At 65.8% G+C, this 24,202-nt stretch carries 23 protein-coding genes and 1 tRNA gene; 14 read left to right on the top strand and 10 right to left on the bottom strand.

What is annotated here, in order from left to right; genetic code table 11:
- Window positions 1-210: 210 nt before the first annotated feature.
- The 3 genes from ACUYV6_RS09955 (at window position 211) to ACUYV6_RS09945 (ending at window position 1,585) form a co-directional block, all read left to right on the top strand.
- Window positions 211-645 carry a thioredoxin family protein gene (locus ACUYV6_RS09955; RefSeq protein WP_449278505.1) on the top strand — a complete coding sequence of 145 codons (435 nt, stop codon included), beginning with the start codon at window positions 211-213 and terminating at the stop codon, window positions 643-645.
- Window positions 642-1,163, top strand: coding sequence for a DUF4395 family protein (locus ACUYV6_RS09950; protein ID WP_449278504.1), 522 nt, complete (start codon window positions 642-644; stop codon window positions 1,161-1,163). The genes ACUYV6_RS09955 and ACUYV6_RS09950 overlap by 4 nt, the downstream gene beginning before the upstream one ends.
- A gap of 71 nt (window positions 1,164-1,234) precedes the next feature.
- Window positions 1,235-1,585, top strand: coding sequence for a hypothetical protein (locus ACUYV6_RS09945; protein ID WP_449278503.1), 351 nt, complete (start codon window positions 1,235-1,237; stop codon window positions 1,583-1,585).
- Window positions 1,586-1,609: 24 nt separating this feature from the next.
- Here ACUYV6_RS09945 and ACUYV6_RS09940 read toward each other — a convergent pair whose 3' ends face one another.
- On the bottom strand, window positions 1,610-2,308 hold the full coding sequence (locus tag ACUYV6_RS09940) for a response regulator (RefSeq protein WP_449278502.1): 699 nt from the start codon (window positions 2,306-2,308) through the stop codon (window positions 1,610-1,612).
- 12 nt (window positions 2,309-2,320) lie between these two features.
- Window positions 2,321-3,778 carry a sensor histidine kinase gene (locus ACUYV6_RS09935; protein WP_449278501.1) on the bottom strand — a complete coding sequence of 486 codons (1,458 nt, stop codon included), beginning with the start codon at window positions 3,776-3,778 and terminating at the stop codon, window positions 2,321-2,323.
- 158 nt (window positions 3,779-3,936) lie between these two features.
- On the opposite strand from ACUYV6_RS09935, the gene ACUYV6_RS09930 reads away from it, so the two are divergent.
- Entirely contained in the window at window positions 3,937-4,848 is a 912-nt protein-coding gene (locus ACUYV6_RS09930) for an ABC transporter ATP-binding protein (RefSeq protein WP_449278500.1), read from the top strand.
- Window positions 4,845-6,011, top strand: a complete 1,167-nt coding sequence (locus ACUYV6_RS09925; protein ID WP_449278499.1) for an ABC transporter permease — start codon at window positions 4,845-4,847, stop codon at window positions 6,009-6,011. Before ACUYV6_RS09930 ends, ACUYV6_RS09925 begins: the two co-directional genes overlap by 4 nt.
- A gap of 120 nt (window positions 6,012-6,131) precedes the next feature.
- Here ACUYV6_RS09925 and ACUYV6_RS09920 read toward each other — a convergent pair whose 3' ends face one another.
- Both ACUYV6_RS09920 and ACUYV6_RS09915 read right to left on the bottom strand, forming a co-directional pair.
- Window positions 6,132-7,010: an exodeoxyribonuclease III gene (locus tag ACUYV6_RS09920; protein WP_449278498.1), complete on the bottom strand. Its 879-nt coding sequence runs from the start codon at window positions 7,008-7,010 to the stop codon at window positions 6,132-6,134.
- A 152-nt stretch (window positions 7,011-7,162) separates the two neighbouring features.
- A complete protein-coding gene (locus ACUYV6_RS09915) occupies window positions 7,163-7,993 on the bottom strand; it encodes an alpha/beta fold hydrolase (RefSeq protein ID WP_449278497.1) in 831 nt (276 codons plus the stop codon).
- A 284-nt stretch (window positions 7,994-8,277) separates the two neighbouring features.
- On the opposite strand from ACUYV6_RS09915, the gene ACUYV6_RS09910 reads away from it, so the two are divergent.
- Window positions 8,278-8,976 carry a GntR family transcriptional regulator gene (locus ACUYV6_RS09910; RefSeq protein WP_449278533.1) on the top strand — a complete coding sequence of 233 codons (699 nt, stop codon included), beginning with the start codon at window positions 8,278-8,280 and terminating at the stop codon, window positions 8,974-8,976.
- 265 nt (window positions 8,977-9,241) lie between these two features.
- A complete protein-coding gene (locus tag ACUYV6_RS09905) occupies window positions 9,242-10,147 on the top strand; it encodes a dihydrodipicolinate synthase family protein (protein ID WP_449278496.1) in 906 nt (301 codons plus the stop codon).
- Window positions 10,148-10,228: 81 nt separating this feature from the next.
- Here the strand turns inward: ACUYV6_RS09905 and ACUYV6_RS09900 are convergent, their stop codons facing one another.
- From ACUYV6_RS09900 to ACUYV6_RS09890, 3 genes are all read right to left on the bottom strand, one after another.
- Complete coding sequence (locus ACUYV6_RS09900) at window positions 10,229-10,999, bottom strand: GntR family transcriptional regulator (RefSeq protein ID WP_449278495.1); 771 nt, start codon at window positions 10,997-10,999, stop codon at window positions 10,229-10,231.
- 96 nt (window positions 11,000-11,095) lie between these two features.
- Window positions 11,096-11,169 (bottom strand) — tRNA-Gly (locus ACUYV6_RS09895).
- A gap of 160 nt (window positions 11,170-11,329) precedes the next feature.
- A complete protein-coding gene (locus ACUYV6_RS09890) occupies window positions 11,330-12,598 on the bottom strand; it encodes a serine hydrolase domain-containing protein (RefSeq protein WP_449278494.1) in 1,269 nt (422 codons plus the stop codon).
- A gap of 116 nt (window positions 12,599-12,714) precedes the next feature.
- Here ACUYV6_RS09890 and ACUYV6_RS09885 point away from each other — a divergent pair, with 116 nt between their 5' ends.
- On the top strand, window positions 12,715-13,815 hold the full coding sequence (locus ACUYV6_RS09885; protein ID WP_449278493.1) for a biliverdin-producing heme oxygenase: 1,101 nt from the start codon (window positions 12,715-12,717) through the stop codon (window positions 13,813-13,815).
- Window positions 13,816-14,066: 251 nt separating this feature from the next.
- On the opposite strand, the gene ACUYV6_RS09880 is transcribed toward ACUYV6_RS09885, so the two are convergent.
- Together ACUYV6_RS09880 and ACUYV6_RS09875 are read right to left on the bottom strand one after the other, a co-directional pair.
- The gene (locus ACUYV6_RS09880) at window positions 14,067-15,356 is read right to left on the bottom strand and encodes an ATP-dependent DNA helicase (RefSeq protein WP_449278492.1); all 1,290 of its coding nucleotides are present in this window, start codon (window positions 15,354-15,356) and stop codon (window positions 14,067-14,069) included.
- Between the two features lie 282 nt (window positions 15,357-15,638).
- On the bottom strand, window positions 15,639-16,958 hold the full coding sequence (locus tag ACUYV6_RS09875) for an MFS transporter (protein ID WP_449278491.1): 1,320 nt from the start codon (window positions 16,956-16,958) through the stop codon (window positions 15,639-15,641).
- A gap of 295 nt (window positions 16,959-17,253) precedes the next feature.
- Between ACUYV6_RS09875 and dnaK the strand changes: the two genes are divergently transcribed.
- The 5 genes from dnaK (at window position 17,254) to ACUYV6_RS09850 (ending at window position 22,452) form a co-directional block, all read left to right on the top strand.
- Window positions 17,254-19,107 (top strand): molecular chaperone DnaK, encoded by a 1,854-nt coding sequence (gene dnaK / locus ACUYV6_RS09870; protein ID WP_449278490.1) that lies wholly within the window; start codon window positions 17,254-17,256, stop codon window positions 19,105-19,107.
- 20 nt (window positions 19,108-19,127) lie between these two features.
- Entirely contained in the window at window positions 19,128-19,817 is a 690-nt protein-coding gene (locus tag ACUYV6_RS09865; protein WP_449278489.1) for a nucleotide exchange factor GrpE, read from the top strand.
- Window positions 19,810-20,772: a DnaJ C-terminal domain-containing protein gene (locus tag ACUYV6_RS09860; RefSeq protein ID WP_449278488.1), complete on the top strand. Its 963-nt coding sequence runs from the start codon at window positions 19,810-19,812 to the stop codon at window positions 20,770-20,772. The genes ACUYV6_RS09865 and ACUYV6_RS09860 overlap by 8 nt, the downstream gene beginning before the upstream one ends.
- Before the next feature lie 82 nt (window positions 20,773-20,854).
- Window positions 20,855-21,271 carry a heat shock protein transcriptional repressor HspR gene (locus ACUYV6_RS09855; RefSeq protein ID WP_449278532.1) on the top strand — a complete coding sequence of 139 codons (417 nt, stop codon included), beginning with the start codon at window positions 20,855-20,857 and terminating at the stop codon, window positions 21,269-21,271.
- Window positions 21,268-22,452 (top strand): class I SAM-dependent methyltransferase, encoded by a 1,185-nt coding sequence (locus ACUYV6_RS09850; protein ID WP_449278487.1) that lies wholly within the window; start codon window positions 21,268-21,270, stop codon window positions 22,450-22,452. Before ACUYV6_RS09855 ends, ACUYV6_RS09850 begins: the two co-directional genes overlap by 4 nt.
- Here ACUYV6_RS09850 and ACUYV6_RS09845 read toward each other — a convergent pair.
- Window positions 22,449-22,748, bottom strand: a complete 300-nt coding sequence (locus ACUYV6_RS09845) for a helix-turn-helix domain-containing protein (protein WP_449278486.1) — start codon at window positions 22,746-22,748, stop codon at window positions 22,449-22,451. The two genes, ACUYV6_RS09850 and ACUYV6_RS09845, sit on opposite strands and share 4 nt — an antisense overlap.
- A gap of 262 nt (window positions 22,749-23,010) precedes the next feature.
- Between ACUYV6_RS09845 and ACUYV6_RS09840 the strand changes: the two genes are divergently transcribed.
- Complete coding sequence (locus tag ACUYV6_RS09840; RefSeq protein WP_449278485.1) at window positions 23,011-24,201, top strand: glycosyltransferase; 1,191 nt, start codon at window positions 23,011-23,013, stop codon at window positions 24,199-24,201.
- Window position 24,202 lies beyond the last annotated feature (1 nt).

The raw sequence follows: 24,202 nt of genomic DNA, 5'->3' as shown, positions 1-24,202 counted from the left end.
GGACTGAACGCCGACAGATTCCTGCGATACTTATGGGACAAATTGTGAAATCTTATGCAATGTCGTTCCGGAGAGGCTCCCTTGACTCTAATCTCGACTCATGTCCATCACTGAACCCGGTGCTCGGGAGAGCAGCCTGCGGGTCGCCGCCCTCGGCTCGTCTTTGGCTGCCGCACCCCGTCTCGCGCATCCTGCCCAGGCCGAGGCGCGATGACCCCGCTCGCCGCGCTCACCGTCATCGCGGGCCTGCTGCTGCTCGCCGTGGCGACCGGTCTGCTGCTCAGGTTTCGCAGGGGAGAGGAGAGGCGACTGCCGGACGCCGACCGTGCGCTCGATCCCGGCGATTTCGGTCTCGACGCCTTCGGGACCGGGGCGACGATCGTGCAGTTCAGCACCGTGTACTGCGCGCGCTGCCCGCAGGTGCGGCGCCGGATAGCGGACCTCTTGGGAGGGCGCAGGGCCGTGGCCTTCGCCCACATCGACGTCACCCACGACGCGCCGCTCGTCGCGAAGCACGAACTGCGCCAGACCCCCACCGTGCTGCTGCTCGACGGTGCGGGGATCCCGCGCGCACGATTCAGCGGAACTATCACCGGGGCCGAGCTGTCGCAGGCCCTCGAACGAGTTGTAGGAGGAGATCGATGACCACCCAGAAGACAGACAGGAGCACTCGGCCGGTGGGCGCCATCGACCCGCGGGGGCCGCGAGTCAGCGCGGCCATCACCTCGGCGCTCCTGCTGGCGGGAACCTATCTCGCCGCGATCGGAAGCTCGGCGACGGGTCGCCTCGGGGAACTGACCGTCCTCGACCGCGCAGCGGATCCGGGGTTCCTCCTGCTCGCCCTTGTTGCTTTGCTCTTCGCATGGTCGCTCATCGCTCCACGCACTCAGCCGCTCTCCGCGTTCTACCGAACGCTGGTGCAGCCCCGGCTGCGCCCGTCCGAAGAGTGGGAGGATCCGCGCCCGCCGCGATTCGCCCAGGGGGTCGGGCTCGTCGTCGTCTCAGTCGGCCTCCTTCTGCATCTCGCTGGGCTCCCCTGGGCCCTGGTCGTCGCCGGCGCAGCAGCATTTCTGGCGGCCTTTCTGAACGCCGCTTTCGGGTTCTGCCTCGGCTGCGAGATCTACCTGCTCCTGCTGCGCATCAGGAGCCGTCGCTCCGCATAGCCGACGCCTGAGCCCTCGACACCCGTGTCGTGAGGTGTCACCATGGTGACACGCCGGGAGGGAGAACGAACATGCGGTACATGCTGTTGCTCCACACGCGCGAGGCAGAGATGCGTCAGCGCACGCCGGAGTGGATCGAGGAGGCCGCGAGCTACCTCGCCCGCTTCGAGGATCGTTTGGCGAGCAACTCGGAACTCGAATGGACCGAGGTGCTCGGCGACGAGGATGCGGCCGTCGTCATCGGGCCCGGCGCCGAGACCAGGCCTGGCTGGTACAACGAGAACGGTCGGGCGCTCTCCCGCGTCTGGGCGGTGCGGGTCGAGAGCGTCGAACGGGTGACCGAGCTCGCCGGAGAGTTGGCGGGTGAGCTCGACACCTGGATCGAGGTGCGGGAGTGCATGCCGTCCTCCCAGCGGCCCTGAGTACTCGACCAGCGATACCTGATCTCAGGTGACGACGCCGCGGGTGTGCGCCCACACGACCGCCTGAATGCGATCGCGTGCGCCTACTTTCTGCAGCAGATTCGAGACATGTGTCTTCACGGTCGCTTCGCCGAGAAAGAGTCTTTCTGCGATCTCAGCGTTCGAGAGTCCCTCTGCGAGGAGCAGCAGTACGTCGCGTTCGCGCTCAGTGAGTCCGGCGTCGCCGAGAGGGTCGGCCTCTTCGTGACCGGCGGGTGGGGAGGCGGTCAGAGGCGGGGTGCCGGCTGCGGCCGCGCGATCCTGCGACACCCGCTCGATGACTGCACGAGTCACATCGGGGCCGAGTAGCGCGTTCCCCGAAGCAAGGGTGCGCACGGCGTCGATCAATTGCTCGGCGCGCGCGGTCTTCAGCAGGAAGCCGCTCACTCCGGCACTCAGCGCATCGAACAGGTACCGCTCGTGGCCGAATGTCGTGAGGATCAGGATCGCCGCTGCCGAGGCATCCTTAGACCGCTGGATCTGGCGCGACGCCTCGATCCCGTTCATCACTGGCATCTCAATATCCATGCAGATCACGTCGGGCGAGGTCGTCGCTGCGAGCATGACCGCGTCGGCGCCGTTGGCGGCCTCACCGACGACTTCGACGCCGGGTTCCGATTCGAGAATGATGCGGAACCCGGAGCGCACCAGCTCCTGATCGTCGACGAGCAGTACACGAATCATGCGGTGGTTTCCTCATTCTTGTGGGCTGACGCGATTCTTATGGGCAGATGCAGCGACCGGCACCCGGGCGCGCGTGATGAAGCCATCACCCTCGCGGCGTCCATAGTCCAGGGATCCACCGACCGCGGCGAGTCGCTCCTGCATGCCGTGCAACCCGAGCCCGGATCCGCCGCCTCCGGGCGTCGAGCTGCGGTCGAGGCGCCGCCGCGGCCCGTCGTCGGTGATCTCGACTTCGACCGCGTCGCTCTCGAAGCGCAGCCGCACGGTCGCCCGGGCGCCGCGTCCGGCATGCTTGCGCACGTTGGTCAGTGCCTCCTGCACGACCCGGTAGAGCGCGACGTCGACGAGCAGGGGGAGGGGGTGCGGTGCTCCCGCGACGATCAGGTTCGTCGGTGTGCCCGCGCTCTGCGACTCTTCGACCAGCTGTCCGAGATGCGACACCCCGACGGTCGATGCGGCCGATCCATCGCTTGCGGCTGCCTCAGCGCCCGGAGACCGCAGCGTGTGCAGCAGCGCCCGCAGCTCGGTCACAGCGGAGTGGGCACTCGTCTCGACTACTTCGAGTGCTTGCGCCGCTTGTTCCGGAGAAGCTGTGCGCTCCGGAGATGCCGTGCGCTCGGGTGATGACGTGAGACTGCGACGAGCTGCGGCTGCCTGGATCCCCATGATCGAAATGTGGTGGGCGACGACATCGTGCAACTCGCGCGCGATCGCGAGCCGGTCGAGCGCGACGGCCTGTGCGGCATTCGTGCTCCGTTCGAGTTCGAGCTCACGCGTGCGCGCCTCGAGCAGGGCCTGAGTGCGTGCGCCGCGCCAGGAGCGCTCGCCGAAGAGGAATGCGCCGCCGAAGTACATGATGTTGGTGAGGATCTGGATCACCGCGAACGTCGCGAATGCCGAGAAGAGGCCCGAGCGAGATAGGCCGGGAAACAGCGCAGTATCTGAGGAGGAGACCAGGAGGTTCGTGACGACCCAGACGAACATCGCAGCGGTGATGCCGATGCGCGACCAGAGCGCCAGCACGCGGTTCCGCTCCCACGCACCGATCGAATACATGGCCAGAAACATGGTGACCTGCACCATGAGCATGTCGGGTACGCCGAACTGCCCGACGATGAAGAACCCGATGGCGACGGCTACCGCAGCCGGTACCGGCCAGCGGCGACGCGCGGCGAGTGGGAGGGTGCCCAAGCCGATGCCCAACACCCACACCCATGGTTCGGCCACGGTGTCATAGATCCCGGTCCGCTGATAGAGCAGAGCGGCAAGGAATGAACCGATAGCGAAGAGGATCGCGAGGCCCGCATCGGCGCGCACGCCCTTCGCGCCAGGACGTGGGCGCTCCCAGACCGCGGGCCCCTGTGCTGCGGCACTCGCTCCTGCGTCTGCTGCCGCGTTGGCTCCCGCGTCTGCTGCCGCGTTGGCTCCCGCGTCTGCTGCCGCGTTGGCTCCCGCGTCTGCTGCACCCATGCGTTCCAGGCTAGCGGCGCAGTACCTGCTCCGCCTCCGCCGCACGGGGGAAGCCGGCGGGCTCTGAAGCAGCTGAGCCGCAGATTTCCCTCTCACGGGGGAGGTGATCGCATGCCTCTGCTCAGTAGCGTGAAATACACACGACGAGAGGAGCGAACATGATCGAGATCACAGGTGTCTCGCGCAGCTTCGGCGAACGCCGAGTGCTCGACGGGGTCGGGTTCGAGGTTGCCGGTGGCCGGATGACCGGGTTTGTCGGCGGCAACGGAGCGGGCAAGACGACGACGATGCGTATCATCCTGGGGGTGCTCTCCGCCGACGAGGGCGAGGTGAAGCTCGACGGTCACCAGCTGACCGCGCAAGACCGCGCCCGCTTCGGGTACATGCCCGAGGAGCGCGGCCTCTACCCCAAGATGAAGGTGCTCGAGCAGCTCGTCTACCTGGGTCGCCTGCACGGCATGGGCGCGGAGTCGGCGAAGCGATCGGCGACAGCACTGCTCGAGCGTCTCGGGCTCGGCGAGCGTGCGAATGACACACTCGAAAGCCTCTCGCTCGGCAACCAGCAGCGCGCCCAGATCGCGGCCGCGCTCGTGCACGATCCGATCGCGCTCGTGCTCGACGAGCCCTTCTCGGGCCTCGACCCGATCGCCGTCGAGGTGGTCCTCGGCGTGCTGCGCGACTATGCGGCACAAGGTATCCCGGTGCTGTTCTCGTCGCATCAGCTCGACATCGTCGAGCGCCTCTGCGACGACGTCGTCGTGATCGGCGGAGGGCGGATCCTCGCCCAGGGATCACGTGAGGGCCTACGTGCAGAGCACTCCGGCAACGCCTACGAGCTCGAACTCGTCGGAGCCAGCGCCGACGCCGGCTGGGTGCGCGAGCAGCCCGGCGTTGCAGTCACCCATCTCGACGGAGGCCTCGCTCGCTTCGACGCAGACACCGCAGAAGCCGCGCAGGCCGTGCTGGCGCGAGCCGTGCAGAGCGGGAGCGATCCTGCGCAGTGCGCCGTTCGCCGATTCGCACCCATCACCCCGTCGCTCGCTCAGATCTTCAAGGAGGTCGTCCGATGAACGCGCAGACCCAGCAGCAGGCTCCTTCGCAGGGCCAGAAACAGCAGAACCAGTCGCAAGCCCAGTCCCGCACCACCCGCCGCACCGGCGCAGCGCAGGCCTCATGGCTCGTCGCCGAACGTGAGATCTCCACCAAGCTGCGGAGCAAGTCCTTCATCATCTCGAGCGCGATCTTGCTGGTCTTTGTGCTCGGCGGGGTGCTCTTCAGCGGATTCATGGCCAACTCGGGAGGCTTCGGCAGCCCGGACTCGGTGGCCGTGGTCTCGGAGACCGCAGACGCGGTCGACGCAGAGGCGTTCGAGCGTGTATCGGTGGCGGATCGCGAGGCCGCCGAGGAGGCCGTGCTCGACGGCGAGGTCGACGCTGCAGTCGTACCCGGCGGCGACACGCCGGTCGACATGACCGTGCTCGCAAAGGATAGCCCGCCCACCGAACTGATGCAGGCGCTCTCGGCCGCGCCGGCGGTCGAACTGCTCGAGCCGAACGGCGAGAACCCCGCCCTGGCCTATCTCATCGGCGTCGCCTTCGGTGTGGTGTTCATGTTCAGTGCGATCACCTATGGCACCACTATCGCGCAGAGTGTGGTGGAGGAGAAGCAGACGCGCATCGTCGAGATCCTCCTGGCCACGGTCTCCGCGCGGGCCCTGCTCGCGGGCAAGATCCTGGGCAACAGCATTCTGGCACTTGCGCAGGTGGTCGCCATCGCGGCGGTCGCGTCGATCGGGTTGCTGGCGACCGGGCAGGATCTCGTGCTCGGCGAACTCGGGACCTCGCTGATCTGGTTCGGGATCCTCTTCGCCTTCGGCTTCGTCTTGCTCGCGGCGATGTATGCGGCCCTCGCGTCTCTCGTGTCGCGGCAGGAGGAGATGGCGACCGCGGTGAGTCCGGTCATGTGGCTCGTGATGATCCCCTACTTCGCGATCATCTTCTTCAACGACAACCCGGTGGCGCTGCAGGTGATGAGCTACGTGCCCTTCTCTGCGCCGATCGGCATGCCGATGCGCCTCTACCTCGGCACGGCGGAGTGGTGGGAGCCCGTGCTGTCTCTCGGCGTGCTGATCGTGTCGATCGCGATCGTGTGGCAGATCGGCGCCCGCATCTACAGCAACTCGATTCTGCGCACCGGTGCTCGTGTGAAGCTAAAGGACGCTATCGCCGGGTAGGCGGAACGTGCGTGTGCCGTGCGTCGGCGCACATCTCACTGTCGGGTGCACCTCAAGATCACCGCGATCTTGAGGTGCACCCGACAGTTTTGGGGTACGGAAGCTGGTTCTGGTGCCGGATCAGAACACCATCGGGCGGTCGTACTCGTCCTCGAAGGTTCCGCCGAGAAGCGAGGGGTCGATCTCCGCCACGACCGGCACGTGATCGCTCGGAGCATCGCCCTTGCGCTCTTCGCGGTGGATCGCCGCATCGACCACTGAATCGGAGAAGGCCTGGGATCCGAGGATGAAGTCGATGCGAATGCCCTGGTTCTTCGGGAACTTGCCCGCCTTGTAATCCCAGTAGGTGTAGCCCTCGGGAACGATCGGGCGCACGACGTCGTCGAGGAAGGGGTCGAACGCCGCGAACGCTGCCCGTTCCTCGGGGGAGATGTGCGTCGACTGGCCCGGTACGAAGCCGGGATCGCCGCAGTCGGAGTCGAGGGGAATAATGTTCCAATCTCCCATGAGGGCGAGCGGGAGATCCGGATCCTCATCGAGCCAGGCTTCAGTGCTGTTCTTGAGCGCTTCCAGCCAGGCAAGCTTGTAGGCCATGTGCGGGTCGTCGAGTGCGCGTCCGTTGGGCACGTACAGGCTCCACAGGCGCAGGTCTCCGACCGTCACACCGAGGGCGCGCGCCTCGAGCGGGAGTCCGTTCGGGCCGGGGCCCTGCAGCTCCTCCTGACCCTTCACCGGCTTGCCGAACCCGGGCATGCCGTCGAAACCGCGAGTCACCTCGGTCATCTCATGGCGGCTGGCGAATGCGACGCCGTTCCACTGGTTGAGGCCGTGGATCTCGAGGTTGTATCCCGCCTGTTCGAAGGCTTCGACCGGAAACTGGTCCGGCCGGCACTTGATCTCTTGCATGGCGAGCACGTCGATGTCTTCGCGAACGAGCCAGTCGACCACGCGACCGAAGCGGGTGCGGATCGAGTTGATGTTCCAAGTGGCGATGCGCAAATCAAGACCCTTTGCTTCGTTGAGATGATGCGGAGTGCACGGTAAGGGCAATGGAGCCCGCATCCACCAGCCTACGGAGGGTGAGCGTCAGTCTTCAACGAGGCGGGAGTGTCTCTGACCAGCGAGGATCATCTCGCGGAGGGTCAGCAGCGTCAATTGGTCGCCGAAGAGTTCGATCGCGAGGTTGATGGTCCGTGTGACCCGTCGCTTGCGGCCATGCGTTCGCGTCTAGCAGAGCTGTAGAAGTCGATCTCTTCGGCAAGGAGATCGGTCGTCGCTTCGGGCGCGGAGATCATCGGCCAGTGTCCGCTCCGGAGGTATCTCCTCCGCCAACTCGATGCCTTTTGGGCTCTCAGGGGTGCGTCCTGCCAGGCCGTCTCCTGGTCTCCTCGCAACGAGAGCGCTACATAGGTGCTGGGTTGTGCAGCCACGGGTGCGGAGAGGTGGGCAGGATCGGTGATCGTACGGCCTGGATGCGGTGTGAAGTGTTTCACCAGGAAGTCTCGGTCATCAGGCGAGAGATCTGACTCATGCTCGAGCATCTTACGGTCCGGCGGCATCCAGAGATCACCGGCAGCGCGGATGTTCTCGAGTTCCTGTTTCCGGGACTCGTCGGAATCTCCCCAGTCGTCGACGAGGGACCGGCCGTCTGCCGGCGGGAACCCTCCGACGTGGATGAGCCCCCGCACTTGCCCACCGAGTCGATCGGCTACCAGCGCGGTCGGTATGGTCGAGTAGGAGTGCGACACCAGAACCACCGGCTGAAGGTCAAGAGCGTTCACATGTTCGAGAAGCTGCCTAGCATGATCCTCGAGCCGTACCGCAGCGATAGTGTCGGTGTTCTGCGCCGGTTCGAGGCCTCGAAGAGTGACGGTCTCGACATCGAATCCCCGATTCTGCAAGCGTTGCGCGATCGGCTCCCAGATCCAGGCGCCCATCCAAGCACCGGGTACGAGGATCGTCCTGGCGGTCTCGGTGCTCATGCTGGACTCCCGACTGGCCGATCTTCCGGGTCGCTTCTCACGCTAGCCACCCGTTCTGGAAATACAACCGGTATGCGCGATGCTCACCCCGGCCACTTCGAACTGGTGCGATCGGATGCCGGCTCATTCCAATCGTTTCCAGCCGTTCCCAACAACTGCGAACGTGCAATTGCAATTGGAAATTTGATGAGCTGCGACGTGGCGTCCTATGCTGCAAAGCACAAGGGATCGTTCGAGGCCACTGCGAATCCCGGTTTCGAGATGGGAGGCACGACGTGTCCGATATGCATCTTCGGCCGATCCGTAAGCCCGAGGGGATCCGGGAGCACGTCAGGCGAGCCCTTCGCGCAGCAATTATCTCCGGCGAGATGAGGCCAGGGGAAATCTACTCGGCGCCGTCGCTCGGCGCGAGCCTGGGGGTATCGGCGACGCCTGTGCGCGAGGCCATGCTCGACTTCACCAAGGAAGGCCTGGTCGAGATGGTGCGCAACCGCGGGTTCCGAGTCACCGAAGTCGACGATGAGTACCTCGATGAGATCGCGCAGCTCCGCGAGCTCATCGAGCCACCGCTTGTGCGTGATGCCGTCGACTTGATTCCTGAAGCAGACCTGCCGCACCTGCGCGAGCTGGCGAGCGCCATTGTCGAGCACGCCGCGGCGCAAGACCTCGGCGAGTACACGGAGGCAGACAAAGCCTTCCACCTCGCGCTTCTCGGGTACGCCGGCAACCAGCGCATCAGCCGTCTGATCGATGAGCTCCGCGGCCAAGCGCGCCTGTTCGGGGTCTCGGCGCTCGCAGATCGCGGTGAACTGGCGAGTTCGGCCGCAGACCACCTCGCCATCGTCGATGCGATCGAAGCGAGGGATGCGCAGTTGGCCTTCGACCTGATGGTGTCGCACATTCGCCAGACGCGGAGTACCTGGGCGGATGTCGAGGGCGGGCGCGAGGCGGGTGCGCGCAACACGCTTGCGGGCGGCGCCTGAGGCGCGACGGGTCCGGCAGGGGCGAGGATCCGGCAAGCGAGGAACCCGCTGGAGTGAGGATCTGGGATGTGCGGACCCGGTGAATGAGGATCCGGCAAGCTTAGATCCGCTGAACGACACTGCGGAACCCGCAAGCTCGCATCCGCCGAAGAACCCTGCGGATCCAAATCTCAACCAATGCCGGTCTTGACATGTGCAATTGCACGTTGTAATTTCTAATCGTGAGGGGTTTGCCCTCAGTAGACACACCTCGAGGAGGAAAGACATGACCGACGCGAAGCAGGCCTGGCAGGCAGTCAACGTCGCAACGACCCTGCCGTTCAACGACGACCTCTCGGTCGACTACGACGGTTACGCAGAGCACGTGACCTACCTCTTCGATAAGGGAGTCGACGGCGTCATTCCCAACGGTTCGCTGGGCGAGTACCAGACGCTCAGCGAAGACGAGCGCAAGCAGGTCGTGCAGACCGCTGCCGACATACTGCCCGAAGGCAAGAACCTCATCGTGGGCGTCGGAGCCTACGGTGCCCTGGAGTCGGTGCGCCACACCGAGCATGCCGCTTCGGTCGGTGCGCACGCGGTGATGGCGCTGCCCCCGAACACGTACCGTGCGAATGATGACGAGGTGATGGATCACTTCCGTCGCCTGGCTGCCGTGGGCGTTCCCGTCATGGCGTACAACAACCCGCTCGACACCAAGGTTGATCTGCGCCCCGACCTGCTCAAGCGCCTGTACGACGAGAACCTCATCGTGTCGGTGAAGGAGTTCACCGGTGACGTGCGTCGCGGCTACGAGGTGCAGGAGGTCGTGCCCGGCCTCGACGTCTCCGTCGGCACCGACGATGTCGTGCTCGAGGTCGGCATTGCGGGCGCCACCGGCTGGGTTGCCGGCATGCCGAACGTGCTGCCCGAGACCATGATGCAGCTGTTCGCTCTCTCCACGTCGGAGGATCCCAACGACTGGAAGACCGCCCGCACCATCTACCGCGATGTGCACCCGCTGCTGCGCTGGGACGGCAAGTACACCCTGGTGCAGGCCATCAAGAAGTCGCAGGAGGTGTTCGGTCGCAAGGGCGGCGTCGCCCGCCCGCCGCGTCTGCCGCTTCCCGCGGAGCTCGAGGCTCAGCTCATCGCCGACGCCGAGGCCGTGCTCGCCAAGGGTTACAAGTAATCCGCAGGTGCGGAGAGGGGTGACTTCCCCGCACCTCGAAGCACGCGGTGCACACTGCACGGGCGCCTGATTCCATAAGGATCAGGCGCCTTCTGCGTTCCCGCCCTCTGCGGCCCTGGGCTCCGTGGCCCGGCTGGCTGCGACGCCGCTGTCCGCAACGCCGTTTGCCGTGACCCCGCTTCCCGTGTCCTTGCTTTCCAACGCTCCCCAGTCGTCGAGCACGTGCTCGAGATGGCGCACCATGAGCTTGCCGACGAGATCGGGGTCGTTCGCGAGGAGCGCCTCGAGAATGCCGAAGTGCTCTTCCGCTGTGCGGAGGAACTGGCCCGAGGAGTGCAGTTGGGTGAGGCCACCCTGGCGCGTATGGTCGCGCAGGTTCTCGACTGATTCGAGGAGGCGCTGGTTGCCGATGATACTGAGCAGCCCGAGGTGGAAGCGACGGTCCGCTTCGATGTATCCGATATAGTCGGCACGCTCGGCCGCGGCGACCATGTCGTGGGCGAGTGCACGAAACTCGCCCTGTCGCGCCGTCACTTCAGGGTGGCCGGCGAGGTCTTGCATCGGGGGGATCTCGAGGAGTGCTCGCAGCTGGTGCACTTCGCGACGATCCTGATCGGTCATAGGGGTGACCCGGAAGCCGCGGTTGCGAATGGGTTCGAGCATGCCCTGATCGACGAGCTTGAGCAGTGCTTCACGGACCGGGCTGCTTGACACGCCGATTTCTTGGGCGATCGTCGTTGCGGAGTAGAGTTCGCCGGCTTTCATCTCGCCGAGCATCAGTCGCTTGCGCAGCAGTGACACGACCTGATCGCGGAGCGTACGCGTCTCGACGATCGAATCGTTGCCTGCCATGCTGCCTCCCGAAGCCAAGTGCGAGTGTAGCGCACTACCCGAGAGCGATGAGCGGACCCGCCAACTCAGGTGCGTCGGAGGCGAAGGGGGTGACAGTGGAGGGGCTGACGGGAATCGAACCCGCGCTGTCTGCTTGGGAAGCAGAAGTTCTACCATTGAACTACAGCCCCGTGGCGGAATCTCAACGATTCCGCCTCAAGAACTGTAGCAGATCGCCCCCGTGTATCCATTGAGTGTCCACGTACGTGACGTCCTCGATCGTCTCGACCAAGTCGGCCTGACGACCTGGCTCGCTCAGGCGCCGGATCCGGCGGAATCAAGACCAGTCGACTATTGGCAGACTGCGTGCTCGGCGAGTTGATTGGACTGGTCTTCAGTAGTCCACGGAACCTCGGGACCAACGCCGTTCTCAGAGCTCAGCGACGCGATTTCGAAGGCCAGAGCCTTGATGAAGGCCGACCCGGCGCTCGAATTATTGATTGCGACGACCACCGTGTAATCGGTCGAGGGGTCGTGGTACGCCGCGGTGAGCGTGCCAGTGATGGACCCGCTTCGACCGTAGAGCGGGCCGATGCGCTCGGCGCCGAAGCCCCACATACGCGCGTCTGGAGCTTCTTCGGCCTCTTCTGATTCCTCGACCGGGTCACCGTTCTTGTCGCGCTTCGGGTTCTTCGTCGGAATCACGTCGGTCGGCAGGCTGCCGAACTCCTCACCGCCGAACTCGCCATCGAGGAATGCCGAGTAGAACTTTTTGAGATCGGTGACAGTCGTGACGGTGGCGCCGGCACCGGACAGCATGGTCGGCGAGACCTGTGCGACTTCTACCGGACCTGCGTCGCAGACCGGCTTGCTCCCGGAGGACGGGTACGTGAGCCCATCCAGACCTGATTGCAGCTCCGTATCTTCGCGGGCCGGGTAGTAGCTCGCCGACATCTCAGCGGGCTCGTACACGTACTCGTCGAGGAGCGCCCCGATCTGGGTACCCGTGCGCACCTGCAGAGCGCGAGCGAGCAGCAGGGCATTCGTGTCCGACTGGTTGAAGTTCAGACCCGGCCACTTCGTCGGTGACTCGGCGAGGCCCTGCGCGAGCAGTTCGCGCGGTCCCCACGGACGCGCCGGGTTGTTGGTGAAGATGTCGCCGAAGCCCTTCTTGAAGTCGGCGAGACCGGTGGTGCCCGTGCAGAGCTGACGGTATGTGATGTCTTCGATGCCGACCTGGCGGGTGAGATCGTCAGAGACCTCGTCGTCGAGACCCACGGTGCCGTCTTCGGCGAGCTGCAGCAGCAGGGCGCACATCACCGGCTGGGTCGCCTGTGCCCCGCGGAACTGCACTCCGCTGTCGATCTCTTCATCTCCGTACGCACGAAGATATTCGCCGTCTTCTGCCCAGACGCCGACGACAGCGGCGGTGGATCCGCTCTGCTGCATCGCCGATTCGATCGCACCGTCGACGGCGTCTGAGAACCCTGAACTGACGCTGTTGGCATCGGGGGAGCCGATCCCGCCTCCCCCGCCGGTGCAGGCCGTCAGAGAGAGTGCGGCGACTGCGATCGTGCCGATTGCCGCTGTGCGCGCACGGCGCCCGATCTTGAAGCCCACCGAACCGCCAATCTCCTCTGGGACAGATACGGGGGCGATTCTACTTGCTTTTCTTCTGCATGGTTCCTTGCAGAAGGTTTCTCACAGAGTGAGGTAAACCTTACTAAGCTGGACATGTGAGCGTATTCGACAACCATGTGATCTCCGCCGTTACCGGGCACATGAACGATGACCATCCCGAAGACAACCTGCTCATCGCGCGTGCCTTCGGGTACCCCGATGCGACGGAGAGCACCATGAGCGGCCTCAGCGATGAGGCCGGAATCTGGCGTGTCGTCGACGCGAATGGCGAGCATGACGTCAGCGTTGCTTGGCCGGGCGGCCCCATCTCCGAGCGGCCCGAGATCCGCCGCGAGGTCGTTGCGCTCTATCATGCCGCATGCGAGAAGCTCGGAGTGCCGGCCCGCGAGGAGCACCAGTCTGCTGCCCCGGGCGGTCACGGCAGTGGCGAGGCTACTGGCGGTCACCACGACGGTGAGCATCACGGTGCCGGGCACCACGGTGGCGTTCATCCGCACGCTGCTGCTCCGCACGGTGCCCAGGCTTCCGCGGACGAGGAGGCCGGCGAGAAGCCGTTCTCGCAGCAGATCCGTGAGGGATCCTGGGCCGACCACTCGCAGAGCGAGGGGGCCGGGTTCATGGAAGACATCATGCGCATGCGTGCTTCCCTCGACGACTACATCGCGCTCGTCGTGCAGCACTTCTACATGTACGAGGCGCTCGAGGAAGTGGCAGATCGCTTCGCAGATGATCCTGCGTTCGCGCCGTTCCACCCGCCGGCACTTGCGCGATTGCGCACCATCGAGGCGGATCTCGAGCACCTCATCGGCTCGGACTGGCGAAGCAGCATCGAAGCGACGCCCGCGACCCGTGACTATGCGGCACGCATCCGCGAAGTGGGTGACGAGGGTTGGATCCCAGGCCTGGTCGCGCACCATTACACCCGGTACCTCGGTGACCTCTCGGGTGGTCAGATGATCGCTCGGCGCGTCTCGAAGCAGCACGGATTCGAGGAGGCCGGCGCGGCCTTCTACGCCTTCCCCGAACTCGGTGATCTCGCCGAGTTCAAGGATGGCTACCGTGCGTCACTCGACTCGCTCGGCGCCGGGCTCAGCGAAGACGAGCGCGCACGCATGCTTGACGAGGTGCGTCGTGCCTACGCGTTCAACACCGCCGTGTTCGTCGATCTTTCCCGGGCGCGCACGGTCGCCGCTTGACGCGCACGGTCGCTGCTTGGCGCGCACGGTCGCTGCCTGACGGGCACCGAGGAAAGCTCACCGGGCCGCGCCCCAGACCTCACCGAAACAAGCCTGGTTGTTCTTTCCGGGTGCTGAAGGACCCGCAAGGCTTATCTCGGTGCACGTGAGTTTGAGCGTGCACGTGGGAGTGCGCATGGCCTGACGGCCGGGCACTGCACACAACGTACGGCGCCCCGGGCACTCGGCAGAACCTACGCGGGCGATGCGATCTACGCGGTGCCCTGGCGCTCGCGCATGAACCGCACGACGTTGGGGTCCACGATGACGTCTCGAGGCTGCAGCGGGCGCCGCAAGTAGAGCCCGTCGAGCGATCGCACCCGGCTGAGCGCCACATACGTCTGCCCGGCGCTGAACGCGCGCGGACCGAGATCGATCGCTGCAGCGTCGTACGTGTGTCCCTGCGACTTGTGCACCGTGACTGCCCAGGCGAGTCGCAGCGGGAATTGCTCGAACTCCGCAACGACCTCTTTCTCGAGCTTCTTCGTGTCGGGGTCGTAGGTGTAGCGGAAGCGCTCCCACGTCGTCGGTTCGACCTCGAACTCCTCGGGATCCAAGCCGTCGCGATCCACCTCGACCCACACCGTGCCCTTCACGCGCGACACCGTGCCGATCGTGCCGTTGACCCAACGCCCGTCAGGGTCGTTGCGCAGGAACATCACCTGGGCGCCCGGCTTCAGCTCGAGTACCTCATCGGCCGGGTACATGTTCTCGCGGAACTCGCCATTGATCTCGGCGACCGCCCGCAGCGAGGAGCCCTTGATCTCGGCGAGCCGAGCCTGGTTGATGCGGTTCACGGTCGCGTTCGTCGTGGCGAGGGTGAGGGCGTCACGAGGGGCGGAGCGCGCGCCGGCCGAGTTCAGTTCCTCAGCCATGTCAGCGGTGACGACGCCGTGCCGCACCGCTCCCAGGATCTGCTTGAACCGGTCGTCGCGCTGACGGTGCACCTCCTCGAGCTCGATGACTGAGAGGTCGGCGCCCTCCCACACGCGGGCGTCGAAGAACCACAGCGATCGGTAGGTATCTGAGAAGTAAGCGCGCTCCTCGGGGTCTCGTGGAGGTACCGGAGGCAGTTGATACGGATCACCGAACATGATGATCTGCACGCCACCGAAGGGATCGTGCTTCTTGCCGCGTGCCTGCCGCAAAGATCGATCGATCGCATCCATGAGATCGGCGGACACCATGGAGATCTCATCGATCACGAGCGTGTCGATCGAGGCGAGCATCTTCTTCAGCTCGGCCGGCTGATCGAGCTGGTGGTCGGCGATGACGCCGGTCGGGAGGCGCAGCAGTGAGTGGATCGTCTGCCCGCCGACATTCAGCGCGGCGACTCCGGTGGGTGCGCAGACCGCGATGATCTTGCTGGTGCTCCAGGCGAGATGGTTCAGGATCGTCGACTTGCCGGTGCCCGCGCGACCGGTCACGAACACGTTCTCGCGCGTGTGCTCGATGCGCTCGTAGACTGCGAGCTGTTCCGGGCTGAGGGGAGGGCGTTCCACCCGCACAGCCTATCCGGCAAGCGGGGCGGAGCGGGTACTGCGAGATCGGGCGGGGCGGCGGGCGGGGCGGCGAGCGGTTCGGCGGGCGGTTCGGGATCGCCGACCGCCTGTGATCCGCCGGCGCTCGACTGGCGCAGAGTGTGTTCAACGGGCGGATATGGCCTCAGTCTGCGTCAGCCGAAGTGTGCGAACACGGCAGCGTACTCGGACGCTGTGCGCCCTCCTGGCACCCGCTACCTCTCGCTTCGCTCCGTAGGCTGCCGCGGTGGCGGCAGTGCGGGGTTACTCGGACGCTGCGCGTCCTCCTGACACCCGCACCGGCAACAGCAGGAGGAGGCCGACGAGCAGCACGAGCACGAGTCCGAGCGCGCCGTAAATGGTGGCACCGCCGGTTGCAACCGCGAGCGTGAACGCAGCGGGTGCGAGGAACGAGACCGCGCGACCGGTCATGGCATACAGACCGAAGATCTCGCCTTCGCGGCCGGACGGGATCAGGCGCGACAGGAACGTACGCGACGAAGACTGCACGGGGCCGACGAAGATGCACAGTACGAGTCCGAACGCCCAGAAGACCCATGTGCCGAGGGGCGCGAGGATAAAGAGCAGGAGCCCGCACGTCACCATGAGTACGAGCGACCACACCATCACCGGTTTGGCGCCGATCCGGTCTTCAAGCAGCCCGACGGCGATCGTGGCAAGGCCGGCGACCACGTTCGCGGCGATCGCGAAGATGATGACAGTTGAGGGATCGAAACCGAAACTGAGTGCGGCAATGACCCCGCCGAAGGTGAAGACCCCAGCGAGCCCGTCCCGGAACACCGCGCTCGCGATGAGGAAGAAGAGCGTCGTGCGTGCGTTCCGCCACAGGTCGGCGATGCTGCGAAAGATGTCGCCATAGGCGGAGACGATGCCGCGGGGTCGCGAGTCGCTCGGAGCGGAGGCCGGGATCTCGGGCACAGCGAAGAATACGGGCACAGCGAAGATCCCGAACCATGCGGCAGAGATGAGCATGGCGACGCGAATGTTCCAGCCGTCTTCCGAGGTGACGCCGAACCAGCCCTGCTCAGGGAAGATGAATCCGACGAGCAGGATCGCGAGGAGCACGATGCCGCCGATGTAGCCCATGCCCCAGCCGATGCCTGAGATGCGCCCCACGTTCTGGTTCGTGGAGATCTGGGAGAGCATCGCATTGTAGGTCACGCTCGCGAACTCGAAGGCGACGTTGCCGATGGCGAGGAGTACGAGCCCCAGCACGAGGTACTGCTGCTCGGGGGCGACGAGCACCATGAGGGCTGTCGCGAGCACGACGATGCCCGTGTTGATGCCGAGCCAGGTCTTGCGTCGGCCGGCCGCGTCGGTGAGTCGGCCGATGACGGGTGCGAAGAGGAACACGATGACGCCGGCGATGAGCAGTGCGGTGCCGAGTTTGGACGAGGTCTCGGCTTCGGGGCCGAATGAGGCGCTCGTGATGTAGACGCTGAAGACGAAGGTCGTGACGACGGCTTGAAATGCGGCGGATCCCCAATCCCACAGCGACCAAGCCAAGATCGTGCGCTTCTTCGCAGGAGTTGCGGTCGCCAGCGTCGTCGGTGAGTCGCTCATGCTCTGCACTGTAGTCGATGGGCGGGAGCCGAGCGCAGCGGTCGGGGGCGTAGTCGATCAGGCAATAAGCGCAGCAGTCGATGGTGGCCAATGGGAGATCAGAGGTTCGGCTGAGGTCAACTGGGAGTCCACTGAGAGTTGAGTCGAATCGACTCAAGTTTTGCTGTTTCGACTTGACGCGCATCGCCGCGGCACTAAACTTGAGTGCATCAGGCTCAACCTCGCGAGCGCTCGAAATGCGATTCACGGGGCGGGTCCTCGTACACAACCTCATCAGCAACCGCAAGGAGAACATATGTCACGTGCAGTCGGCATCGACCTCGGCACCACCAACTCGGTCGTTTCGGTCCTCGAAGGCGGTGAGCCCACCGTCATCGCGAACGCGGAGGGTCTGCGCACCACCCCGTCGATCGTTGCGTTCACGAAGGATGGCGAGGTGCTCGTCGGAGAGACCGCGAAGCGCCAGGCCGTCACCAACATCGACCGCACCATCGCCTCGGTCAAGCGCCACATGGGCACCGACTGGACGCAGGAGATCGACGGCAAGAAGTACACCGCGCAGGAGATCAGCGCACGGACGCTGCAGAAGCTGAAGCGCGACGCCGAGTCGTATCTGGGTGACAAGGTCACCGATGCGGTGATCACCGTTCCCGCGTACTTCAACGACGCCGAGCGCCAGGCGACCAAGGAGGCGGGCGAGATCGCGGGCCTCAACGTGCTGCGCATCATCAACGAGCCCACTGCAGCCGCTCTCGCCTACGGCCTCGACAAGGGCCAGGAAGACGAGCTCATCCTCGTCTTCGACCTGGGCGGCGGAACCTTCGACGTCTCCCTGCTCGAGGTGGGCAAGGACGACGACTTCTCGACCATCCAGGTGCGTTCGACCGCTGGCGACAACCGCCTCGGAGGCGACGACTGGGATCAGCGTGTCGTCGACTGGCTCGTCACGCAGTTCAAGAACTCCACCGGCGTCGACGTCGCGGGCGACAAGATCGCGCTGCAGCGACTCAAGGAAGCCGCCGAGCAGGCGAAGAAGGAGCTGTCGACCTCGACGAGCGCCCAGATTCAGCTGCCGTACCTCTCGCTGACCGAGAACGGCCCCGCAAACCTCGACGAGACGCTCAGCCGCGCCAAGTTCGAGGAGCTGACGAAGGATCTGCTCGAGCGCACCCGCAAGCCCTTCCAGGACGTCATCGCAGAGGCCGGCGTGAAGGTCTCCGACATCGCACACGTCGTGCTCGTCGGCGGCTCGACCCGGATGCCCGCCGTCACCGAGCTCGTCAAGCAGCTCACCGGCGGCCGCGAGCCCAACAAGGGCGTCAACCCTGATGAGGTCGTCGCTGTGGGCGCCGCGCTGCAGGCCGGCGTGCTGAAGGGTGAGCGCAAGGACGTGCTGCTCATTGACGTCACCCCGCTGTCGCTCGGTATCGAGACCAAGGGCGGCATCATGACGAAGCTCATCGAGCGCAACACTGCCATTCCGACGAAGCGCTCGGAGACCTTCACCACTGCTGAAGACAACCAGCCGTCGGTGTCGATCCAGGTGTTCCAGGGCGAGCGCGAGTTCACGCGCGACAACAAGAACCTCGGCACCTTCGAGCTGACCGGCATCGCGCCGGCGCCGCGCGGCGTGCCGCAGGTCGAGGTCACCTTCGACATCGACGCCAATGGCATCGTTCAGGTGTCGGCGAAGGACAAGGGCACCGGCAAGGAGCAGACGATCACGATCTCCGGTGGCTCCAGCCTCTCGAAGGACGACATCGAGCGCATGGTGCGCGAGGCTGAAGAGCACGCCGCCGAAGACAAGAAGCGTCGCGAGGCCGCCGAGGTGCGTAACGGTGCCGAGCAGCTCGCCTACTCCGTCGAGAAGCTCATCTCGGAGAACGAGGACAAGCTGCCCGAGGACGTCAAGACCGAGGTGCAGGGCGACCTCGACGCGCTCAAGCAGGCGCTCGCCGGCGATGACGACGAGGCCGTGAAGAGCGCCTCCGACAAGCTCGGCGAGAGCCAACAGAAGCTTGGCCAGGCCATCTACCAGGCAGCACAGGAGGAGGCCCCCGAGGCCGCCGCCGAGGACTCGAATGACGAGGACGTGGTGGATGCCGAGGTTGTTGAGGACGACGAGCCCGCGACCGACGAGCAGAAGTAAGCAGGGGTGCAGCAGTAACCATGGCAGAGAAGGATCACCGCGCGCCGGACGAAGAGCCGTTCCGCGATGAGACTGCCGCCTCGGGGCCGACGGAGGAATCCGCCGGCCCCTCAGGGCAGTCCGACGCGCAGAACGAGCACGACTCCGGCCTGACGGTCGAAGACATTCTGAACGCGGAGCAGCACGCTGACGCGGCCGCAGACGACACTGCGGCGGGTGGCGCTGCGGCGGGTGGCGCAGCTGCAGGCGATGGCGCACCAGGCGATGCCGCTGGCACCGCCGAGACGGAGGAGGAATCCTCGTATCTCGAGGACCTGCGTCGCATCACCGCGGAGTACGCGAACTACCGGAAGCGCACCGAGGCGAACGCAGTGCTCGAGAAGCAGCGCGCGACCGCGGCTGCGGTCTCGTCGCTGCTCGGTGTGCTTGACGATCTGGATCGGGCCGAGGCCCACGACGACCTCGTCGAGGGCACGGCGTTCCACACGATCGCCCAGAAGATCCGCGGCACGCTCGAGCGCCTCGGCCTCGAGTCGTTCGGTGAGAAGGGTGAGGCGTTTGATCCCTCCGTGCACGAGGCGATCGCCCAGGTTCCGGTTCCGGGCACCGAGGAGCAGACCGTCCTCGACGTGATCGAGCGGGGCTACCGGATCGGCGAAGTCGAGTTGCGCCCCGCGAAGGTGGCGGTGGCGGTGGGGGCTGATGGCTAGCCAGGACTGGTTCGAGAAGGATTTCTACGCGACGCTCGGCGTCTCGAAAGACGTCGGCGATGCCGAGCTGAAGAAGACCTACCGCAAGCTCGCACGGAAGTATCACCCGGATTCAAACCCGGGTGATGCCGCAGCCGAGAAGAAGTTCAAGGAGATCAGCGAGGCGTACTCGGTGCTCTCGGACGCTGAGCAGCGATCCGAGTATGACCAGGTACGCGCGATGGGATCCGGCGCTCGCTTCACCGCGGGCGGTGGCGGTGCGGGCGGCTTCGAAGACGTCTTCGGCGGCATGTTCGGCCACGGCGGTGGAGGACGCAACTTCCACTTCCAGCAGGGCGGAGCCGGCGGACAGAACTTCGACGACATCTTCGGGATGTTCGGCGGAGGAGCCCCGCGCGGCCCGCAGCCCGGCCGCGATGTTGCCGCGCAGACGACGCTCGATTTCGAGACCGCGGTGCGCGGCAACACCGTGACGCTGAACGGCCCCGACGGGCAGGTCAAGGTGAAGATTCCTGCCGGTGTCGCCGATGGCCAGAAGATCAAGGTGCGCGGCAAGGGAGAGCCCAGCCCGAACGGGGGTCCGCGCGGCGACATCATCTTGACGGTGCACGTGCGCAAGCACCCCGTATTCGAGCGAGATGGCCAGAACCTGCGGCTCACCGTGCCGGTCACTTTTACGGAGGCAGCGCTGGGCGCGACGATCGAGGTACCGACCCTCGGTGGCGACCCCGTCAAGCTCAAGGTGCAGGCCGGCACGCCCAGCGGACGGGTGCTGCGGGTCAAGGGCCGCGGGGTGAAGAGCTCGAAGGGCACGGGAGACCTGCTCGCCGAGCTGCAGGTCGTCGTTCCGGCGCATCTCTCGGATGAGGCCCGTGCGGCCCTCGAAGCGTTCGGTGAGGTTGGTCCGCGGGAGAACCCGCGTGACGACATCCTGGCCCGCACCAGGGGGCACTGAGCCCCCGGAGCACATCGGGCGAGATACCGAGCCCGGGATACAGTGAGAGTGAGAGGAGGCGAGCACGGTGGCTGAACGGCAGATGGATCGGTATACCCCGGTCTTCGCGATCGCGGCCGCTGCCGAGCTCGCCGAAATGCACCCGCAGACGCTGCGGCAGTACGACCGTATCGGGCTCGTATCGCCGCAGCGCACGCGGGGCAATACTCGCCGGTACTCGCTGCACGACGTCGAGCAACTGCGGGAGGTCGCCCGTCTCGGTGCTGAGGGTCTCAGCCTGGAAGGCATCAGGCGGGTGCTGCAGCTCGAGGATCGCGTGCGCGAGCTCCAGGCCCACGTGCGCGATCTCGAGCGCGCCCTGTCTGAGGAACGACTGAAGCGGCCCGAGCGGCGCGTCTTCGCCGCCGGTGCAGCGGGTGAGGTCGTGACGCTGCGACGCGGTACGCGTCTGCGGCGCAGTTCTGAGATCGTGGTCTGGCAGCCGGGCGAACCCAGGTGACGGTTCCGGGGCTCGAGGCGGTGTTCTCGCGACTCTCGCGGGAGCCGGACCTCGATGCGCCGGAGCTGCGGGCTTACGACGCGACAGATGAGCTGCTGCTGGGGCAGGATCTCGGTGACCCGGGTGCCGGCGGGCTCGTCGTGATCGGTGATCGGCACGGCGCGCTCACCCTCGGGGCGGCCGCGCTCGGCTGGCGAGGGATACGGGTGTACCAGGACCCTCTGCTCGCCCAGCGTGCGCTGGCGCGCAACGCCGAGCGGCTGGGCTTCGCTGACGCCTACGTGTCGCACGACCTCGACGGGTCACTGCTGAGCGGTGCCCGTGTCGTACTGCTGCAATTGCCGCGCTCGCTCGATGCGCTCGATGAGATCGCTCGGTCGATCGTTCGCTGGGCTGCGCCCGAAGTGCGGGTCTTCGCCGGGGGACGCGTGAAGCACATGACGCTCCGCATGAATGACGTGCTCGGCAGATACTTCGGCGAGGTGACCGCGGGCCTCGCGGCGCGCAAGTCGCGCGTGCTGCAGGCTGCGGCTCCCAGGCAGTCGGGTTCGGCGGCAGATGGAGGATCCGAGCCCTGGCCGAGGCGGCGCGCTGACGCCGATCTCACCTTTGACCTCGCTGCGTTCGGCGCGACGTTCGGGGGAGCAGCACTCGACCACGGCAGCCGACTGCTGCTTGCGACGCTGGGGCAGGAGTCGCAGGAGCCACCCGGTCGTATCGTCGACCTCGGTTGCGGCAACGGGGTATTCGCGGTCTCCGTGGCGAGGCGGTGGCCCGAGGCGCACGTGATCGCCACCGACCAGTCCCGAGCGGCAGTGGCTGCGACTCGGCTCACCGCCGAATGGGCCGGTGCGCCGGTACTCGACGAGCGCTCGGATCCGTGGAATGTCGATCACCACGGCATTTCGGTGCACCGGGCGGATGCGACCGAAGCGGTGCCCGACGGGTGGGCCGATCTGATCCTGCTGAACCCGCCGTTCCACAGCGGCGCGACCGTGCACGCCGAGGTCGCGCGCCGGCTGATCCGAGCTTGTGCGCGTGCGCTCCAGCCCGGAGGCGAGTTGCGTGTCGTCTACAACTCGGGACTGCGATACCGGCCCCTGATCGAGCGAAGCATCGGCCCCACCCGGGAGCTGGCTCGTACCCGCACCTTCACAGTTGTCTCAGCGGTGCGGCGCTAGCCTTTTGTGCGCTGATCGCGCAGAAAGTCCCGTGCCGTGTAGCGGTGCTGGCGCTCGCCGTAGGCGTCGGCAGTGATGCCGGTGACGAGGGCGCCCGGATCGATCTCCAGCGCAGACGCGAGCCTGATCAGCGTCTCGACCGCTGGACTTGACGCCCCTCGTTCGATCTTGCCGATCGTCGTCCAGTTGATCTCCGAAAGCTCGCCCAGGTCTTCGAGCGAGATGCCGAGTTCCTGGCGGGCCGCACGGAGGCGGGAGCCGATCAGGATCGCGGCGTCGGAATGGGTCTTGGGCACCCGATTAAGCGTGCTCGCCTGAGCTTCAGAACTCCAGAACGGCGACGCACTGGATGTGAACGCACAGCGCGCAAACGCACAGTTTTCGATGAACGGGTGAGCCGATGCTCAGCTCGGACATCGGGAATTCTGATCCTGACCCGGCATAATGAGGAACTCACTGCACGCAGACCGCGATGCAGCGCGTGAATCTAGACCGCAGAACCGGTGCCGAACCCGTGTTCCGGCCTGCGGCGTACCGACTGAAGGACGCCCGCACCCCGTGAGCAGCCCCAACGATCCCCCCCGTCCCCTACGGATCCTGATCGGATGCGACACGTTCGCACCTGACGTGAACGGCGCGGCACGCTTCGCCGAGCGACTCGCCGCCGGGCTCGTGCAGCGAGGCCACGACGTGCACATCTCGGCTCCGGGCCAGCGCTACCGTCGGGCGTACTCCGCTACCGAGATCATCGAAGACCAGCCGATGACGGTGCACCGTCTGCCGGCCGTGCGCTGGCTGCCTCACGATTGGCTCCGCTTCGTGTGGCCGTGGCGATCCAAGCACTACGCACGCAAGGTGCTCGACGAAGTGCAACCAGACGTTGTCCACATCCAATCGCACATCGTCATCGGTCGCGGTCTCGCGCGCATCGCGAAGCAGCGCGGCATCCCGGTCGTCGCGACCAACCACGTCATGGCGGAGAACATCCTCGACTTCACGCTCATGCCGGCGCCGATGGAGAAGGCGGTGTTGAAGCTCGCATGGGACGACGCCGAACGCACCTTCAAGATGGCTCGAGCCGTCACGACGCCCACCCGCCGTGCCGCCGAGTTCTTGGAGCGCACGGTCGATATCACCGGGGTGGTTCCGATCAGCTGCGGCATCGACCGCCGAAACTATCGGCCGGATCCTTCCCCGCGCACCCGGCACCGGATCCTCTTCGTCGGCCGCCTCACCACGGAGAAGAGGATCGACGTCACGCTCCGCGCCATCGCCCGCCTCGACCCCACTCTCGACGTCCACTTCGACGTGATCGGCGGCGGCGATCAGCGCCGTCATCTCGATCAGCTCACCGAGCACCTCGGCCTCAGTGACCGCGTGACGTTCCACGGCAAGGTCGATGACGAGCAGCTCATCAGTGCCTACAGTCGCGCTTCGGTGTTCGTGATCTCATCGATCGCCGAACTGCAGTCCATCGCCACGATGGAGGCCATGGCCTCGGGCCTGCCCATCATCGCTGCAAACGCGGTCGCGCTGCCCCATCTCGTGCACGACGGCGAGAACGGCTACCTCGTCGATCCTGACGATGACGAGCAGCTGGCCGAGCGACTCACCGACGTGCTCACCGCCGACCACGACGAGTGGCTGCGCATGCAGAACGCGTCGCTCGAGGGAGTGCGCGTGCACGACATCACACGCACCCTCGAGACCTTCGAGAAGCTCTACCGTGGCGAACCGGTGGAGGATTAGC

Source organism: Leucobacter sp. GX24907 (assembly GCF_053567335.1).
The sequence above is the reverse complement of the archived record's forward strand: the minus strand, read 5'-3'. Positions and strand labels throughout refer to the sequence as shown.